At 66.7% G+C, this 16,202-nt stretch carries 11 protein-coding genes; 8 read left to right on the top strand and 3 right to left on the bottom strand.

Annotation, left to right across the window (positions count from 1 at the left end):
• Positions 1-7 precede the first annotated feature (7 nt).
• The 3 genes from OHA42_RS28920 to OHA42_RS28910 all read right to left on the bottom strand — a co-directional run bounded on the left by OHA42_RS28920 (position 8) and on the right by OHA42_RS28910 (position 7,223).
• The gene (locus OHA42_RS28920; RefSeq protein ID WP_406230948.1) at positions 8-3,430 is read right to left on the bottom strand and encodes a protein kinase domain-containing protein; all 3,423 of its coding nucleotides are present in this window, start codon (positions 3,428-3,430) and stop codon (positions 8-10) included.
• Positions 3,431-3,672: 242 nt separating this feature from the next.
• Positions 3,673-4,239 (bottom strand): TetR/AcrR family transcriptional regulator, encoded by a 567-nt coding sequence (locus OHA42_RS28915; protein ID WP_379067150.1) that lies wholly within the window; start codon positions 4,237-4,239, stop codon positions 3,673-3,675.
• Positions 4,240-4,403: 164 nt separating this feature from the next.
• On the bottom strand, positions 4,404-7,223 hold the full coding sequence (locus tag OHA42_RS28910) for an aconitate hydratase (RefSeq protein ID WP_406230947.1): 2,820 nt from the start codon (positions 7,221-7,223) through the stop codon (positions 4,404-4,406).
• A gap of 339 nt (positions 7,224-7,562) precedes the next feature.
• On the opposite strand from OHA42_RS28910, the gene OHA42_RS28905 reads away from it, so the two are divergent.
• The 8 genes from OHA42_RS28905 (at position 7,563) to OHA42_RS28870 (ending at position 16,116) form a co-directional block, all read left to right on the top strand.
• Positions 7,563-8,138 (top strand): DUF6676 family protein, encoded by a 576-nt coding sequence (locus tag OHA42_RS28905; RefSeq protein WP_406230946.1) that lies wholly within the window; start codon positions 7,563-7,565, stop codon positions 8,136-8,138.
• Between the two features lie 266 nt (positions 8,139-8,404).
• Positions 8,405-9,823 carry an NlpC/P60 family protein gene (locus tag OHA42_RS28900; protein WP_406230945.1) on the top strand — a complete coding sequence of 473 codons (1,419 nt, stop codon included), beginning with the start codon at positions 8,405-8,407 and terminating at the stop codon, positions 9,821-9,823.
• Positions 9,824-9,956: 133 nt separating this feature from the next.
• A complete protein-coding gene (locus OHA42_RS28895; RefSeq protein ID WP_406230944.1) occupies positions 9,957-11,177 on the top strand; it encodes an AAA family ATPase in 1,221 nt (406 codons plus the stop codon).
• A gap of 32 nt (positions 11,178-11,209) precedes the next feature.
• Positions 11,210-12,160, top strand: a complete 951-nt coding sequence (locus tag OHA42_RS28890; protein ID WP_406230943.1) for a DUF58 domain-containing protein — start codon at positions 11,210-11,212, stop codon at positions 12,158-12,160.
• Complete coding sequence (locus OHA42_RS28885; RefSeq protein WP_406230942.1) at positions 12,157-13,161, top strand: VWA domain-containing protein; 1,005 nt, start codon at positions 12,157-12,159, stop codon at positions 13,159-13,161. Before OHA42_RS28890 ends, OHA42_RS28885 begins: the two co-directional genes overlap by 4 nt.
• Before the next feature lie 96 nt (positions 13,162-13,257).
• On the top strand, positions 13,258-13,974 hold the full coding sequence (gene fabG1, locus OHA42_RS28880; protein WP_328402720.1) for a 3-oxoacyl-ACP reductase FabG1: 717 nt from the start codon (positions 13,258-13,260) through the stop codon (positions 13,972-13,974).
• A gap of 75 nt (positions 13,975-14,049) precedes the next feature.
• Positions 14,050-14,913 (top strand): NADH-dependent enoyl-ACP reductase InhA, encoded by an 864-nt coding sequence (gene inhA / locus OHA42_RS28875; protein ID WP_406230941.1) that lies wholly within the window; start codon positions 14,050-14,052, stop codon positions 14,911-14,913.
• A 162-nt stretch (positions 14,914-15,075) separates the two neighbouring features.
• Complete coding sequence (locus OHA42_RS28870) at positions 15,076-16,116, top strand: ferrochelatase (RefSeq protein WP_406230940.1); 1,041 nt, start codon at positions 15,076-15,078, stop codon at positions 16,114-16,116.
• Positions 16,117-16,202: the final 86 nt, after the last annotated feature.

The raw sequence follows: 16,202 nt of genomic DNA, 5'->3' as shown, positions 1-16,202 counted from the left end.
CCTGCGCTCACGCCCGGTGCGACTGATCGATGGCGGCCGATACCTGTCGCAGGAACGAATGCGGCGGCCGGATCCTTTCATCGGTGGCCTCGGCCAGTGTTTCCAGCACCGGTGCTATGGCGGGTCCGCTGTCGACAACGGTACGGACCAAGCCGAGTTCGGCGCAGCGGCGTAGCAGCGGAGCCAGCAGTGCCGCCGCCTGCTCGGACCGTCCGGCCGCCGACAGACAACAGACGTAGCGGAGTTGAGCGTGCAGTAGTGCCCGTGGCCGTGTCTGGCCCTGGATTACCTGCACCAGACGCTCGGCTCGGGCGGTGGCGGCCCGAATCGAGTCGGTGGAATTCTCGGCGAGCAGCAGGTGGACGGCCGAGTCCTGCTCGAGCTCCGATGTCAGGGCCAGGATCGCGTCCGGTTGTCGACGATAGGTCGGGAGGTGCTCGAGTTTCTCACGATCGGTCTGTGGAATCGGCAGGCCGTGGCGCACCCGTTCGTTGAGGATCCGGGCTGCCACCCGGGGCAGGCTCCGGATCTCGGCGATGTGCTGCCCTTCGTCGAGTCGGGCTCGAGCGGTCTCGAGATCGCCGCGCAACGCCGCCAGACGCGATCCGGTGCCGTAGATGGCGAGCAGGACCTCGACGGTGCCGCCTTCCATCCCGGGCCAGGGTGCGAGAAGTTCCTGAGCCTCCACGAACTGCCCGGTCTCGTACAGCAGATCTCCCAGCATTGCGGTGGACTGGCGGGTGGCGTGGGATTGGGTGCCGGTCTCGAGTGCAAGTCGCACCGCCGTACGGAAGCTTGTCTCGGCGTCCGCAATGTCGAGATGATCGAAGGCGGCGAGGCCGGCGATGCAGTGGCTGTACACGGCGTTGAACGGGCCTGTGGAGCGGGTCCGAGAGGGCTCGGCCCACTCGTGCCATCGGGCGGCGCCGTCGAAGTCGAAGTGACACAGGGCAATTGCCGCCGCGGTGGTAGCCAGGGCGTTGGCGAAGAATGGCCGGACCGGTGCTGGCAGATGCGCGGTCACGTAGTCCGGCAGATCGGTGCATCTGTCGATCACCATCAACTCGGCCGCGCGGGCCACGGCAGCCTCGGCGCGAAGATCGCCGCCGAGCGCATCGTCGGCGGGCAGCGCCGCGATCGCGGCGTCGACCTGTTCCAGTGCGGTGCGGGTCGCGGCGGCGCGTTGCAATGCGATAGTCGCCCAGGCTACCGACAGTTGCAGCCGAGGGTTGCCCAGGCAGAGTGCGGTGGGCAACTTCGCGACGAGACCGAGGAACGTGGCCATCCTGGCGTTCTCGATCAACTCGTCGGCATGCTCCTCGATCAGGCGCATCGCGCGCTCCGGCGCGTCTGCCGCGAGCGCGTGATCGACTGCTTCGGTGAGCATGTCGTGCTCGGCGAACCAGATCGACGCGGTCGCATGCAATTGTTCGAGCAGACCGGGATGTTGCCGAATCAGCCTGCGGCGCAAGTAGTCTGCGAACAGTCCGTGATATCGGAACCAGCGCAGCTCATCGTCGACGCTGCGCAGGAACAGATCCTGCTTGTACAGATCTTCGAGCATTTGCTGCCCAGAAGACACCTCGGCGAGCGCCTCGGCGAGATCCCCGCAAATGGTCGCGGTGACGGCGGTCCGCATCAGGAAATCGAGGACCGGGGGTTCGAGATCCGCCACCACATTCTCCATCAGGTATTCGCCGATGGCGTAGTGCTGACCTGAAATTCCGTCCAGATGACTACCAGGACGGTCCTTTCCGCGCAGTGACAACGCGGCCAACTGCAGTGCGGCAGCCCATCCTTCGGTCGATCGACACAGGTTGTCGACGTCGTCGGCGTCCAGTTCGACGCCCTCGACACCGGCGAGTAGCCGCGCGGTGTCGGCGGCATCGAATCGGAGCTGACTTTCGTCGATCTCGACAAGTTCGTCGTGCACTCGCATCCGCCCGAGCGGGAGTCCGGTCCTGTTTCGGCTGGTGACGATCATGCGCAGGTGATGGCAGCCGTTGTCCAGCAGAAACTCCATCGCCGCGATCGACGCGGGACTGGTTACCAGATGCCAATCCTCGATCACCACGGCGACCGTTTCACCGCCGGCGTGGATCTGGTTGATGAGCATCGTCATCACGTGCCTGGCCGCATCGCTGGCGCGTTCTTCGAGAATTTGGGCCAGCTCGGCGGCCAGCGCGGGACGCACGCGCCGCACAGCCTCCACGAGGTGGGACAGGAACCACACGACATTGTCGTCGTCGGTGTCCACCGTGAGCCAGGCGACGCTGGATCCGTCCGCCTCGAGGACGTCGGCCCATTGCGTCGCCAGCGTGCTCTTGCCGAAACCGGCGGGCGCGTGGATCAGCACCAGCCGCCGTGACTGGCCCGCCCGCAGCAGCTCCAGCAGCGCCGGGCGTTCGACAAGTCGATGTGGCGACGTACGTGGCCGATACCGGGTCATCGGCGTCGCCACGGCCGTCGGTGGCGCCGGCGGCGTGCGCGCAACCGCTTGCGCCGTCACGCTGGGCGTGGTTTCGACGCCGATCGGGACGGCCGGCGTGTCGACCGGAAGACCGCAGGCGAACTGTATGTTGCGCAGTTGCTCGCCGAAGTCCTGTGCGGAGGCAGGCCGGTCAGTCGGCTCGGGTGCCATCGCGCTGTCGATGGCGGCGTGCAGCAGCGGCGGCACGCCCTGTGCCCGCAGGTCAGGTACCGGATCGGAGGTGATCCGCACGAACTGCGCAACCATCGTCTCGCCGGTTCGTCTCGCGAAGGCAGCGTGACCGGTGAGCAGGCAGAACAGTGTCGCACCGAGACCGTAGACGTCCGAGGCCACCGACGGCGCTGCGCCCTTCAGGACTTCGGGAGCCGTGTAGGCCGGTGTGCCGGCTACCAGCCCGGTCGCGGTCTCGAACAGACCGCCGATGCGGGCGATTCCGAAGTCCGCGAGCTGCGGCTCCCCGTAGTCGGTTACCAGGACATTGGCCGGATTCACGTCACGATGCACCACACCACAGGCATGGGCCGAGGCCAGCGCTCCCGCCAGCTTCACACCGATCGACAGCACCTCCTGCCAGGGGATCGGCCCGTCGGCTCGAATGCGGGTATCCAGGGATCCACGGCGATGAAATGGCATCACGATGAACGGGCGGCCGGTCGCGGTGATGTCGGCGCGCAGCACCTGCACGATGTTCGGATGTCCGGAGAACCGGCCGAGGGCCCGTTGTTCGCGAAGGAAGCGAGCTCGCCCGTCGTCGTCGACCTCTGTCGATAGCACCTTGACCGCCACCGTGCGGTCGAGAGCCTGCTCGATGCACTGATACACGACCCCGAAGCCGCCGCGGCCGACTTCGCGGGCATCGTCGAAGCCGGCCTCGGCCAATTCTGCGACGATGCCGAACCTCAGGTCGCGTTGTGTCCCCCCGATACCGTCATCGGACACCGCGCACTCTCTCGTCGGCCGGAGCAGGTCCACGGCACGCGCCGATGTTCGCCGAACGTTCGCAGTCGGCGAGGCTCCGCGTCGTATCGCAACCGCTCATGGCGTCCACCACCTCTAACGGCGAAATGCAGCCCCGACCTACCGATCATAATCCCGGCCGGTGGCACCCGAAGCCGCCATTACAGCTGGTAACTCGCCACCGCCCGAGCTGATCGATGGCCTGGGAACGCCCGTTCGGGAAGTCACTCCCTGCGGCGAACCGAGGCTTCGACGAGATCCAGTACCGCCGAAAGGTTTTCATTGGTGTGGCCGGAGGCTATGCGGGCGATCAGGCCGTCGAGGACCAAGTCCAGGTAGCCGAGCAGGACATCTGTGGGGACGTCGTCGCGCAGCCTGCCCTCCGCCTTGCGGCGCTCCAGGCGGGCCAGGGTGGCGGCGGTCAGCTCCTCCGAGCGCTGCTCCCAGTTCGCTCGGAATTCGGCGTCGGTGCGCAACCGGCGCGCGATCTCCAAACGTGTTCCGAGCCAATTGAATTGCTTCGGGTCGGCAAGCATGTCCCGCATCACCTGCACCAGACCCTGGTGGGCGGCCACATCGGCCATCCGCACGGCGTCTTCCTGCGCGAGCGCGAGGAAAAGGGCGTCCTTGTCACGGAAGTGATGGAAGATCGCGCCGCGTGAGAGCCCGGTGGTCTCTTCGAGGCGGCGCACCGTGGCACCGTCGTAACCGTATTCGGCGAAGCAGCTGCGTGCGCCGTCGAGGATCTGGTTGCGCCGGGCGGCGAGGTGATCGTCACTGACCTTGGGCACACAGTCTCCGTTTCGTGGCTAGAGTCTTGCGGGCGCTGGAGTCTTCCGGACGCTCGGCAAGCTCAGCGTCGATGCCGCCAACGAACTGTGCGTGAAAGCTCGAGCCTAGCCTTTCACAAGCGGGGCAGGAGCTTTCACGCACAGTCACCGTGATCGTTCGGGTGCTATCCCTTGATCATGTTGCGCAGCACGTACTGCAGGATGCCGCCGTTGCGGTAGTAGTCGGCTTCACCGGGGGTGTCGATCCGGACCACGGCATCAAAGGTCACCTTTTCGCCGTTTTCTTTGGTGGCCGTGACCTTCAGGGTCTTCGGAGTAGCACCCTCGTTCAGCTGGGTGATGCCCTCGATGTCGAAGGTCTCGGTGCCGTTCAGCTTCAGCGACGCGGCCGACTCGCCTGCCGGGAACTGCAGCGGGATGACGCCCATGCCGATGAGGTTGGAGCGGTGGATGCGCTCGAAGGACTCGGTGATGACGGCCTTCACACCCAGCAGGCTGGTGCCCTTGGCGGCCCAGTCACGCGAGGAACCCGAGCCGTACTCCTTGCCGCCGAGCACGACCAGCGGGATGCCCGCGGCCTGGTAGTTCTGCGAGGCGTCGTAGATGAAGGCCTGCGGGCCGCCGTCCTGAGTGAAGTCGCGGGTGTAGCCGCCCGAGACGTCGTCGAGGAGCTGGTTGCGCAGCCGGATGTTGGCGAAGGTGCCGCGGATCATCACCTCGTGGTTACCGCGACGCGAGCCGTAGGAGTTGTAGTCCTTGCGCTCGACGCCGTTGGCCTCCAGGTACTGCGCGGCCGGAGTGCCCGGCTTGATGTTGCCTGCCGGGGAGATGTGGTCGGTGGTGACCGAATCGCCCAGGTAGGCGAGCACCCGCGCGCCTTTGATATCGGTGACCGGGTTCGGGGTGTGCGGCATGCCCTCGAAGTACGGAGGCTTGCGCACGTAGGTGGACTCGGCATCCCACTCGAAGGTCTTGCCCTCCGGGGTGGGCAGGCCGCGCCAGCGCTCGTCGCCCTTGAACACGTCGGCGTAGGACTTGATGAACATGTCCTGGCTGATCGCGGTGCCGATGGTCTCCTCGATCTCCTTGGAGGAGGGCCAGATGTCCTTCAGGAAGACGTCGTTGCCGTCGGCGTCCTGGCCAAGGGCGTCGGTCTCGAAGTCGAAGTCCATGGTGCCCGCGAGCGCGTACGCGATGACCAGCGGCGGCGAGGCCAGATAGTTCATCTTGACGTCGGGGGAGATGCGGCCTTCGAAGTTACGGTTGCCGGAGAGCACCGCGGTGACCGACAGGTCGTTGTCATTGATCGCCTTCGACACCGCGTCCGGCAGCGGGCCGGTGTTGCCGATGCAGGTGGCGCAGCCGTAGCCGACCAGGAAGAAGCCGAGCTTCTCCAGGTAGGGCCACAGTCCGGCCTTGTTGTAGTAGTCGTTGACGACCTGCGAACCCGGGGCCATGGAGGTCTTCACCCACGGCTTGGAGGTGAGGCCCTTCTCGACGGCGTTGCGCGCGAGCAGCGCGGCGCCGAGCATGACCGACGGGTTGGAGGTGTTGGTGCACGAGGTGATCGAGGCGACCACCACGGCACCGTGATCGAGCACGAAGTCGCCGTACTCCTCCGAGGAGACCTTGACCGGCCGGCTCGGGCGGCCGGTGGCGCCGTTGGCGGCCGAGGGCACGAACTCCGAGTCGTCATCGGCGAAGGACAGCACCGCCGGATCGCTGGCCGGGAAGGACTCCTCGATGGCCTCGTCCAGATGCGTGTGCGGGGTGACGGCAGCCGGGCCGCTCTCGGCGTCGCTGGTGTAGTTGTGGATGTCCTTGCGGAACGCAGTCTTGGACTCCGACAGCAGGATTCGGTCCTGGGGACGCTTCGGGCCCGCGATCGAGGGCACCACATCGCCCAGGTCGAGCTCCAGGTACTCCGAGTACGCGGGCTCGTGCTCGGCGTCGTGCCACATGCCCTGTTCCTTGGCGTACGCCTCGACGAGCGCGAGCTGCTCATCGTTGCGGCCGGTCAGGCGCAGGTAGTCGATGGTCACGCTGTCGATCGGGAAGATCGCTGCGGTGGAACCGAATTCGGGGCTCATGTTGCCGAGGGTGGCGCGGTTGGCCAGCGGAACCTCGGCAACACCCTTGCCGTAGAACTCGACGAACTTGCCGACGACGCCGTGCTTGCGCAGCATGTCGGTGACGGTCAGCACCACATCGGTGGCGGTGACGCCCGGCTTGATCTCACCGGTCAGTTTGAAGCCCACCACACGCGGGATCAGCATGGACACGGGCTGGCCCAGCATGGCCGCCTCGGCTTCGATACCGCCGACGCCCCAGCCCAGCACGCCCAGGCCGTTGACCATGGTGGTGTGCGAGTCGGTGCCGACACAGGTGTCGGGGTAGGCCTGGCCGTTGCGGACCATGACGGTGCGAGCCAGGTGCTCGATGTTGACCTGGTGCACGATGCCGGTGCCGGGGGGGACGACCTTGAAGTCGTCGAACGCGCCCTGGCCCCAGCGCAGGAACTGGTAGCGCTCACGGTTACGGGAGTACTCGATGTCCACGTTGCGTTCGAGCGCGTCGGCGCGGCCGAAGACGTCGATGATGACGGAGTGGTCGATGACCATCTCGGCGGGCGCGAGCGGGTTGACCTTGTTCGGGTCGCCGCCCAGGGTGGCGACGGCCTCACGCATGGTGGCGAGGTCGACGATGCAGGGCACGCCGGTGAAGTCCTGCATGATCACGCGGGCCGGGGTGAACTGGATCTCGATGCTCGGATCGGCCGACGGATCCCAGCTCGCGATGGCGCGAATGTGATCGGCGGTGATGTTGGCGCCGTCCTCGGTGCGGAGCAGGTTCTCCGCGAGGACCTTGAGTGCGTAGGGGAGTTTCTCGGTGCCGGGCACGGCGGAGAGGCGGAAGATCTCGTAGGAGTTGCTTCCGACCTCGAGGGTGCCCTTGGCGCCGAAAGTATCGATACTTGTCGTCACGTCAGCTCCACTCGTCTGTGAGGGTGGCCACCGGCGGGGCTGTGCCAGTGGCTGGTTGTTTCGAGCGACCTGCAAACAGTCGCCGGCGGTACGTCTTCGGAGGGCTCCAGCGCTGGAAGGTACTGGCTCCTCGCGCCTTCGAGCCTAACAGTACGCTTGTCCTGTGAAACGCGCGGGGGCCGTTGGGCCTGCCATGTGCGGGAGGCCCGACACTCCGTCGCGTACTGTGCTTTCGAGTTGCAGGGGTGGCCGGTGGGCATGTACCGGCTCAGGGCAGTGCTCACCCCGCAGTGTTGGATGCCCGTCGCCTCGCGTGCGGCTCGACAGACCGGATGGAAGATGACCGTCTCGCACACCTCGGTTTTCACACCCATGGCCGCCGAACTGCCGCCCGGGATCGATGACAAAGCCATGGACGCCATCATGAAAGACGTGGCCGACAACCATGTGGCCACGCCCAAGGGCAAGGACCAGAAGGCGTTGGAGGCGGTCGTCGCCGACGCTCGGTCCCATGGAATCGAGCTCAGCATCGTGGTGATCCCCGGCAATCCAGGCCACGACTCCAATCTACGTGACCTGGCCACCGTGGTCGGCAAGGCCGAGCATGGAACTGTCGTGGTGCTCAGCGACGACTGGGTCGGCACGTACAGCGAATCCATCAGCCGGGTCAAGCTGGAGCGGGCCGAGGACTTCTCGAAGAGTCAGCAGGCGCATTCGGCACAGGCGGCCCGGCTTTTCGTGGATCAGTTGGAGCGGCCGGAAATGATCTCCTGGACCGCGGTCACCAGTGTGTTGCTGGCGGGCACCGCGATCGTCGTCGGCGGGCTGTACTGGATCAAGTCTCGGCGAGCGTCGGCGGACGCGGTGCCGGTGGGGGTTCCCGGTCGAGACGGCGACCGGGACTCTGCGCGCTAGCGAGTATCCGTTCTGCCACTTTTCCTAACGGTCGGTTTGTTTTAACCGGGCGGAGCCTTGCGCGCATCCAGCTAACTTCGGGCAAAGGACAAATTACGCGATTGTGATTCTGTTGCTGGAGTTTCCTTGGTGAAGGATGTGTCGTACGGTTCGAATGACTACTGATGGGGAAGATGTGTTGAGAGAGCTATTCGCCGACTACTGAGCTCGATGGTGCGGCTGATGCTCGTGAGGCGAAGCCGACGTCGGGTCCTTTGGGAGGTGCGATGCGCAACAACGGCGAAGCCGGCTCTCGGCGTCCGCGGTGGGTCGCTCTGGGGTTGCTGGTCTCGGTTGTCGTGGTGGTGACGGCGGGACCCGTCACTGCGGTGCCGCCCGCCCCGCCGAACCCCAGCGACGGCCAGATCGCCGACGCCGGCGCCCAAGTCGACGCCAGACTGACCGAAGTCGGCGGACTGATCAACCAGGTCGCCGCGGCCGACCAGCAGCTACAGCAGCTCGACGACGCTGTTGCGCGCAAACGCGAAGAGGTCAACAAAGCCCTCGTCGACCTGCAGAACGCGCGCGCGGCTGCCGACGCCGCTGCCGCGGTGGTTGTCGAGACTCAGCGCGAACTCGCCGACGCCGGAACCAAAGTCGGCGTGGCGCGGCGCAACTTCGACCAGTTCGCCACCCAGGCCTACACCCGCCCCGGTACCGGTTCGATGGTCACCTATCTCACCTCCGCCACTCCCGACCTCGCCCTCGATCGCGCCCAGGTGCTGAGCCTGGTGTCCAAGAACCAGCAGCAGGTCCTCGACGGCCTTCGACGTGCCCAGATCGATCAGGCCAACAAGAATTCCAGTGCGCGCCGGGCGAAGTCCGAGGCGGATGCCGCCGCCGCGGTAGCCGAACAGAAGAAGGTCGACGCGGCGAACGCCGTCGCCGCCGCGAAGTCCGAACTGGATCAGCAGACCGTGCTGCGCGACAACATTGTCCGCGAGCGCACCGCGGCCCAGGGACGGCTGGACGCCGCGCGCACGAATGTGGCTGGGCTGCAAGGACAACGTGAAGCATTCCTGGCCTGGGACGAGCAGCGCAGGGCCGAGGAGGCCGCGATCCGCGCCGCCGCGGCCGCCGCGGCGGCCCGCGCCGCCCAGGACGCTGCCGCCAGGGAGCGTGCGGCTCAGGCGGGGCAGGGTAAGCGCCCGCACAATCAGCTGGAGGACTCGCCGCCGCCGCGGTCGAGCACCCCGCGCCCGAGCATGCCGGCTGTCGGCGGTTCCGATGCCGTCGAAACCGTCGTCGACCGAGCCATGTCCCAGCTGGGAGTCATTTATGCCTGGGGTGGCGGCGACGAGGACGGGCCGACCCTCGGCATTCGCGACGGCGGCGTCGCCGACAGTCACGGCGACTACAACAAGGTCGGATTCGACTGCTCGGGACTGATGATCTACGCCTTCGCCGGAATCGGTGTTTCGCTGCCGCACTACAGCGGCTATCAATACAACGCCGGCACCCGCGTTCCGGTTGGCGAGCGGGCCCGCGGCGACATGTTGTTCTGGGGCCCCAACGGTAGCCAGCACGTCGCGCTGTATCTGGGCAACGGAAAAATGGTGGAAGCGCCGCAATCCGGTGAGGTCGTCCGGGTGTCCGCGGTACGCGAGGGCGGCATCATGCCGTACGCGGTGCGTATCGTCTCCTGAGGGTTGTGGCGTTGCGGCGTAACCAGGCTGGCGAATCCCACGGATTCCCGTACTGTCGGAGCCGGTTGCGGCGCTTGCGGCCATTACCTGGAATAGTTGTGGCAGCACGCACAGGACCAAAGCGAAAGCGGGGATGTTGGTGACTTCGACGGACGGTGTGAGCGGGGCAAGCTTGGCGAAAGAGGCGCCTGCTCCCGTACCTAGCACCCTGGAGCGTGACGTCCAGACCCTGGAAAAAGCGATCTACGAGGTCAAGCGGGTTATCGTGGGCCAGGATCGACTGGTCGAGCGGTTGCTGGTCGGTGTACTCGCGCGGGGCCACGTCCTGCTCGAGGGTGTGCCTGGTATCGCGAAGACCCTTGCGGTGGAGACCTTTGCCAAGGTCGTCGGCGGCTCGTTCTCCCGGGTGCAGTTCACTCCGGACCTGGTGCCCACCGACCTCATCGGCACCCGGATCTACCGGCAGGGCCGCGAGCAGTTCGACACCGAGCTCGGACCGGTTGTCGCGAACTTCCTGCTAGCCGACGAAATCAACCGTGCACCTGCCAAGGTGCAGTCGGCACTGCTCGAGGTGATGGCCGAGCGGCACGTGTCGATCGGTGGCAAGACCTACCCGATGCCCGATCCGTTCCTCGTCATGGCGACACAGAACCCGATCGAGAGCGAGGGCGTGTACCCGCTGCCGGAGGCGCAGCGCGACCGCTTCCTGTTCAAGGTCGTCGTCGACTACCCGTCGGTCGAGGAAGAGCGCGAGATCATCTACCGGATGGGTGTCACGCCGCCGGAGGCCAAGCAGATTCTCGAACCGGATGATGTGATCCGGCTGCAGAAGCTGGCCGCCAACACCTTCGTGCACCACGCGCTCGTCGACTATGTGGTCCGGGTGATCGCGGCGACCCGCACGCCCGCTGACTTCGGCATGCAGGATGTGGCGAGCTGGATCTCCTACGGCGCCTCGCCGCGCGCCAGCCTCGGCATCATCGCCGCGGCCCGCGCCGTCGCCCTGATCCGCGGCCGCGACTACGTAGTGCCGCAGGACGTGGTCGAGGTCATCCCGGATGTGCTGCGCCACCGCCTGGTGTTGTCCTACGACGCGCTCGCCGATGAGATCAGCCCGGACGACGTGATCAAGCGCGTGCTGCAGACGATCGGCTTGCCGCAGGTCGCGCCGCAGGCGATGGGACCGAGCACACAGCACGCGCCTGCACCGGCCGCACCGCCCACCATGGGTCCGCACTCTGCGCCGCCGCAGCAACCGCCGATTCCGCAACCCCCGGTGCCGCAGCCGCAGGTGGCTCCCCAGCCGCCGGTCGGGCAGATTCCGCAGGTCGCCGGCAATAACCAGCCCAAGTGACCCGAGCATCTGACCCGGTTCCACGAGTGACGATGTCATCACACGCACCGCCTTCGTTCCGAGCAGGAGAGCTCACCGATCCGAAGTTGTCGGCGGCGCTGAAATCGCTCGAGCTGACCGTGCGTCGACGGCTCGACGGCGTGCTGCACGGCGATTACCAGGGTCTGATCCCCGGCCCCGGTTCGGAGCCGGGCGAGGCTCGCACGTACCAGCCGGGTGACGATGTGCGGCAAATGGATTGGTCGGTCACCGCCCGCACCACCCATCCGCATGTTCGGCAGATGATCGCCGATCGCGAACTGGAAACCTGGATGGTCGTCGACCTGTCGGCCAGTCTGGATTTCGGCACCGCGTACTGCCAGAAGCGCGATCTCGCGATCGCCGCCGCCGCCGCGATCACCCACCTGACCAGTGGTGGCGGCAACCGGATCGGCGCTGTTGTCGCCACCGGTGAGCAGTTGGTCCGTATTCCGGCGCGCAGCGGTCGCGTGCACGCCCAGTCGCTGCTGCGCAGCATCGCGACCACCCCGCACGCCCCCGACGGCGTGCGCGGTGACCTGCGCGCGGGCATCGAATCCCTGCGCCGTCCGCAACGCAAACGCGGCCTCGCGGTCGTCATCAGCGATTTCCTCGGCGACATCAACTGGCAGCGTTCGCTGCGTGCGATCTCCGCGCGCCACGACCTGCTCGCGGTGGAGGTGCTCGATCCGCGCGATCTGTCGCTGCCCGACATGGGCGATGTGGTGCTGCACGACCCGGAGACCGGGCGTACTCGCGAATTCAGCGTGACGCCGACGCTGCGCGCCGATTTCGCGAGCGCCGCCCAGCGACACCGCGAACAGGTCGAGCAGGCGCTGCGCAGCTGTGGCGCGCCGGTCATGACGCTGCAGACCGATCGGGACTGGATTGCCGACGTGGTCCGGTTCGTGTCCACTCGGCGCCATGCCTTCGGCGCGCCGACCGGAAAGGTGGCGCGCCAGTGAGCATTTCGCATTTCACCGCGCTCATCTGGCTGAGCTTCCTCGCCGTCATCGGACTGATCGCGCTCGGCTACATCCTTGTTCAGCGCAGCAGGCACAAGCACATGCTGCGCTTCAGCAACATGGAGCTGCTGGAAAAGGTCGCACCGACGCGGCCGAGTCCGATGCGGCACGTGCCCATCGCGCTGATGCTGGTCGGGCTGGTGTTCCTCACCATCGCCGCCGCGGGACCGACGGCGGTGAAGAAGGTGCCGCGCAACCGCGCGACAGTCGTGCTGGTGATGGACGTTTCGCTGTCCATGGAGGCCACCGACGTCGAGCCGAGCCGTCTGCAGGTGGCGCAGAAGGCAGGCAAGGAATTCGTCGACGGGCTCACCCCCGGCATCAACCTCGGTTTCGTCACCTTCGCGGGCACCGCCTCCGTGATGCAGCCGCCGACCACGAACCGGGAAGCTGTCAAGGCCTCTATCGACAACATCAAGCTGGCCGAGCGCACCGCCACCGGTGAGGGCATTCTCACCGCGCTGCAGTCGATCGAGACCCTTGCGCAGGTGCTCGGCGGTGCCAGCACGCCGCCGCCCGCTCGGATCGTGCTGATGTCGGATGGCAAGCAGACCGTGCCCGACGACAAGGACGTCGACAATCCGCGGCACGGTTTCACCGCGGCTCGCCTCGCGAAGAACAAAGGCGTTCCGGTGTCGACGATTTCGTTCGGCACCCAGTGGGGCACGGTGGAGATCCCGGATCCGGACGGCACGGGGGCGCAGCGGGTCAAGGTACCCGTCGACGACGACTCGCTGCGCGAAATCGCCAAACTCTCCGGCGGCGATTTCTATACGGCGTCGAGCCTGACCGAGCTCACCGCCGTCTACGACACCCTCGAGGAGCAGATCGGCTACGAGATGACCCGTGGCGATGCGAGTAGGCCGTGGCTTTTGCTCGGCATGCTGCTTGTCTGCGCGGGTGTTGTGACCGGATTGCTCTATCGTCAACGCCTGCCATAGGCACTGCCCTCGCCTGCGGGCGCTGCGACTGTGGCATCGCACCAATGTGTGGTGCCCGGACGCGGCGCACGAACTCGAACAGATAGGTTGGTCTTTATGTCGAACATCACATCCCGGTCGGTACTGGTGACCGGCGGCAACCGTGGCATCGGGCTCGCGGTCGCGCAGCGTCTGGTCGCCGACGGCCACAAGGTCGCCGTCACGCATCGTGGGTCGGGGGTGCCGGACGGACTGTTCGGTGTGAAATGCGATGTGACGGACAGCGAATCTGTCGACGCCGCCTTCACCGAGGTGGAGCAGCATCAGGGACCGGTCGAGGTGCTGGTGGCCAATGCCGGCATCACCGACGACACGCTGCTGATGCGGATGACCGAGGAACAGTTCACTCGGGTCATTGATGCCAACCTGACCGGGGCGTTCCGTTGTGCCAAGCGGGCCAACCGGGCCATGCTGCGGGCGCGCTGGGGCCGGATGATCTTCCTCGGTTCCGTTGTCGGCCTCGGCGGCGGCCCCGGCCAGATCAACTACGCATCCTCGAAGGCGGGTGTGATCGGCCTCGCGCGCTCGATCACCCGTGAGCTCGGTTCGCGCTCGATCACCGCCAACGTCGTCGCGCCCGGGTTCATCGAGACGGACATGACGGCGGAACTGCCCGACGATCTGCGCGACACCGCGAAAAAGTTCATTCCGCTGCAGCGGCTCGGTCAGCCCGAAGACGTCGCGGCCGTGATCAGCTTCCTGGCCTCCGAAGATTCGCGCTATGTGTCCGGCGCTGTCATCCCGGTCGACGGCGGAATGGGCATGGGCCACTGAGCTGACGGAAATCCCGCCGGCGCCGTCGGTGGCCGCAAGCAACCTACACACGACTTTCAGGAGAACCGAGAACTCATGGGCGGACTGCTCGAAGGCAAGACCATCCTGGTCACCGGCATCATCACCGACGCTTCCATCGCCTGGCATGTCGCCAAGGTGGCGCAGGAGGCGGGCGCAAAGGTGCTCATCACCGGGTTCGACCGGCTGCGGCTGATCGACCGGGTCGCGCAGCGGCTGCCACAGCCGCTGCCGCCGGCCATCGAGCTGGACGTGCAGAACGTCGAGCACCTGGCCACGCTGGCGGACCGGGTGCGCGAGGTCGCGCCGGAGGGCATCGACGGCGTCGTGCACTCCATCGGGTTCGCGCCGCGCTCCTGCCTCGGCATCGGCGGCGAGTTCCTGGACGCGCCGTGGTCGGATGTCGCCGTTGCGCTGGAGGTTTCGGCCTACTCGTACGCGGGGCTCGCCAAGGCGCTGCTGCCTGTGCTCAACGACGGCGCCTCCATCGTCGGCATGGACTTCGACCCGCGCCAGGCGGTGCCGTTCTACAACTGGATGGGTGTCGCCAAGGCGACCTTGGAGTCGGTGAACCGCTATGTCGCCCGCGAGGTCGGCCACCGCGGCATCCGCTCCAACCTGGTTGCGGCGGGCCCGGTCAAGACCCTGGCTGCCAAGGCCATCGCGGGCGCCGCGACGGGTGAGGCCAAGAAGCTCGAGGCGCTCAACACCGTGTGGGACGAGAATGCCCCGCTCGGCTGGGACGTCAACGACCCGACCCCCGTCGCCAAGTCGGTGTGCGCGCTGCTCTCGGACTGGTTGCCCGGCACCACCGCCTCCATCGTCTACGTCGATGGCGGCGCCAGCCACAACTGGTCCATCCCGGCCAGCATGCTCGGTGAAGACGCGCCGGTGGCCGAATCCGAGCCCGCGAACGTGTGAAACTCCCGGCGACCGGGCGGATGAACCTCCCGGTATCCGGGTGCGGGGTGGCCCCGTCGCCCGGATGCCGGTGTTTCGGTCGGCCCGGCGTCGGAACTGTCGCATGGGCGGAGGCACTGGCAACCGGATTCCGGCAGGCGCCGGCATGAGGATGGGTTGAGCATGGGTTTTGATGCGCTGCTGCTGCTTTCCTTCGGTGGCCCCGAACGGCCGAAAGATGTGATGCCGTTCCTGGAGAACGTCACGCGGGGCAGGGGAGTGCCACGCGACCGCCTCGAGGAGGTCGCGCAGCACTATCTGCATTTCGGCGGCGTCTCGCCGATCAACGCGCTCAATCTCGACATCATCGCAGCGGTCGAAGCCGAATTGGCTGCAGCCGGAATCGATCTGCCGGTGTACTTCGGCAACCGGAACTGGCACCCCATGGTCGAAGACACCGTCGCACGGATGGCCGCCGACGGCGTGCGATCCGCGCTGGTATTCCCGACCTCGGCGTGGGGCGGCTACTCCGGTTGCCTGCAGTACCACGAGGACATCACCAGGGCGCGTGCGGCTTTCGGCGCAGGTGCGCCGGAACTGGTGAAGCTGCGCCAGTATTTCGACCATCCGCTGCTGATCGAGTCCTTCGCGGACGCGATTTCTGCTGCGGTGGCCGAACTTCCGCTCGACCGTCGGGATCGGGCGCGCCTGGTGTTCACCGCGCACTCGATCCCGATCTCCGCCGACGCCACCGCGGGTCCGCCCGCCGACGGCGGCAGGCTCTACAGTCGCCAGGTCGCCGAAGCGGCACGTTTGTGTGCCGCCGCAACCGGATTCACCGATTTCGACCTGGTGTGGCAGTCGCGTTCGGGCCCGCCGCAGGTCCCATGGCTCGATCCCGACATCGTCGATCACCTCGAAGATCTGTCCGGGAAGGCCGTCGACGCCGTGGTGGTCTGTCCGGTCGGCTTCGTCTCCGACCACCTCGAGGTGATCTGGGACCTGGACAACGAGGCGAAGGCGAAGGCTACCGAGCTGGATATGGCATTCGCCAGGGCGGCGACACCGGGCACCGATCCACGATTCGCCCGGCTGGTCGTCGAATTGATTGGCGAACATTTGACGGATACGGCGGCGCGCCGACTCGGCGCGGTGCCGGGCTACGGGTGCACCCGGAATGGGGATCCGTGTGCCGTCGGCTGCTGTGCGCCGGCCGGTCGGTGAATCGGGCCCTCGGACCGCAGATCGGAGTCGGCTGCCGAGTGGTGTACCTCGGCTGCCCAGCCTCGGGAGGCTCAACGAGGTTGCGA

The organism is Nocardia sp. NBC_01009, assembly GCF_045208035.1.
Classification (GTDB): Bacteria; Actinomycetota; Actinomycetes; order Mycobacteriales; family Mycobacteriaceae; genus Nocardia.
Note: the sequence above shows the minus strand (reverse complement) of the source record. Positions and strands in the feature narration are given on the sequence as shown.

Bases quoted from the DNA above. Each gene is read 5' to 3' on its own strand.
- OHA42_RS28905 (WP_406230946.1), top strand. From the start codon at position 7,563: ATGACCGTCTCGCACACCTCGGTTTTCACACCCATGGCCGCCGAACTG.
- OHA42_RS28900 (WP_406230945.1), top strand. From the start codon at position 8,405: ATGCGCAACAACGGCGAAGCCGGCTCTCGGCGTCCGCGGTGGGTCGCT.
- OHA42_RS28895 (WP_406230944.1), top strand. From the start codon at position 9,957: ATGTTGGTGACTTCGACGGACGGTGTGAGCGGGGCAAGCTTGGCGAAA.
- OHA42_RS28890 (WP_406230943.1), top strand. From the start codon at position 11,210: ATGTCATCACACGCACCGCCTTCGTTCCGAGCAGGAGAGCTCACCGAT.
- fabG1 (WP_328402720.1), top strand. From the start codon at position 13,258: ATGTCGAACATCACATCCCGGTCGGTACTGGTGACCGGCGGCAACCGT.
- inhA (WP_406230941.1), top strand. From the start codon at position 14,050: ATGGGCGGACTGCTCGAAGGCAAGACCATCCTGGTCACCGGCATCATC.
- OHA42_RS28870 (WP_406230940.1), top strand. From the start codon at position 15,076: ATGGGTTTTGATGCGCTGCTGCTGCTTTCCTTCGGTGGCCCCGAACGG.